Origin of the sequence: Thalassobacterium maritimum, from assembly GCF_031127805.1 — a bacterium.
In the GTDB taxonomy this organism is placed as follows: domain Bacteria; phylum Verrucomicrobiota; class Verrucomicrobiia; order Opitutales; family Coraliomargaritaceae; genus Thalassobacterium; species Thalassobacterium maritimum.
Genome location: NZ_JARXHW010000159.1, coordinates 1 through 1,130, shown reverse-complemented (window position 1 = coordinate 1,130; position 1,130 = coordinate 1). Strand labels below are relative to the sequence as shown.

The window sequence follows — 1,130 nt, the reverse complement described above, 5'->3', positions numbered from 1 at the left end:
GGAATCCAACTGAAGCCCTTTAACCGAAAATGAGATCCAGACGCATCTATCAACTCCTTTCGCGCTCCGCGCTACAGTCGCGATAGTGCTTCACGATCTGCGGAAAACATGAAACGAATCATCACAGTTATTGCTTTCATGCTTTGTGTCGGGATTGGCTTAGACCTCTTCAGGACTAGAATGCCTAGCAGCTGGAATGAAATAAAAGAAGGAATGGATTCTTCTGTGATAATTAAAGCGGCTGGAAAGCCCGACATAGACGTTTTGAATTCGAAGGGAATCCAGATTTGGAATGAAGCAGGCTTGATCCGAACGACATCATTAGTCGTATTCTACTATGACACCAATGAACCAAACATTTCTACAAGAACCCAACAGTCAGTTCGATGGCTCTGGGAGCGAATTTAACCCCCAAGGGCAGATCCAGACGAGTGACTCAATAGATTTCGCTGGCGCTCATCTATGAGTCCTCTCCACGTTCTGGAAATGAAATGAAGAAAATTAGCATTCTACTACTAAGCGTTCTTACGCTTGTCGGCTGTAATCGAAACCGAATCCCTGAACTCACCGAAGAAGAGCAGAATCAAATTGTTGCAGATGCGAGAGTTCTATTGAGCAAGTATACCGAACAGGCTGACATTCCAGAAAACGAATGGCCCAATTCATTCATAAAGTTTGAACCAGTTATAGTTAAGCATTCCTATAGTGGTATAGTCATAATCAGATATAAGTTTGTAAGCCATGAATCAGGCTTTATGATTCCAAAGAAAAAAGGAATGGTTTTAGAATCTGATCAGTCAGTAGGATATGAGAAGATCAGTAACGATCTTTACTACTATTGGATTCCGAATGAACACTAAAACCAGAACCAGTCGCACTGAGCAATGTCGCTATCGCGCCATCGCTCATGCTCACCGATATGCAGAAGATGAAATGAATCATATTTGAATCACTTCACCCTTGCGCTAACGTCAAATAAAAGAGAATTTAGGAAAATTAAATGAGTGGTTCACATTCGAGCCCTCACCCTAAAAAAATAGAATGAAGCCGATAGATCAGAGCGGAATCCACCTGACCAAGGGCGGCAGCATATCCAGACGCACCTATCAACTCATTTCGCGCTCCAGGCT

Annotated in this window: 1 protein-coding gene; it reads left to right on the top strand. The window is 42.8% G+C overall.

Annotated features, from left to right (window positions below; translation table 11 throughout):
• Nucleotides 1-491 precede the first annotated feature (491 nt).
• The gene (locus tag QEH52_RS19805; protein ID WP_308952693.1) at nt 492-860 is read left to right on the top strand and encodes a putative periplasmic lipoprotein; all 369 of its coding nucleotides are present in this window, start codon (nt 492-494) and stop codon (nt 858-860) included.
• Nucleotides 861-1,130: the final 270 nt, after the last annotated feature.

Bases quoted from the DNA above. Each gene is read 5' to 3' on its own strand.
- QEH52_RS19805 (WP_308952693.1), top strand. From the start codon at position 492: ATGAAGAAAATTAGCATTCTACTACTAAGCGTTCTTACGCTTGTCGGC.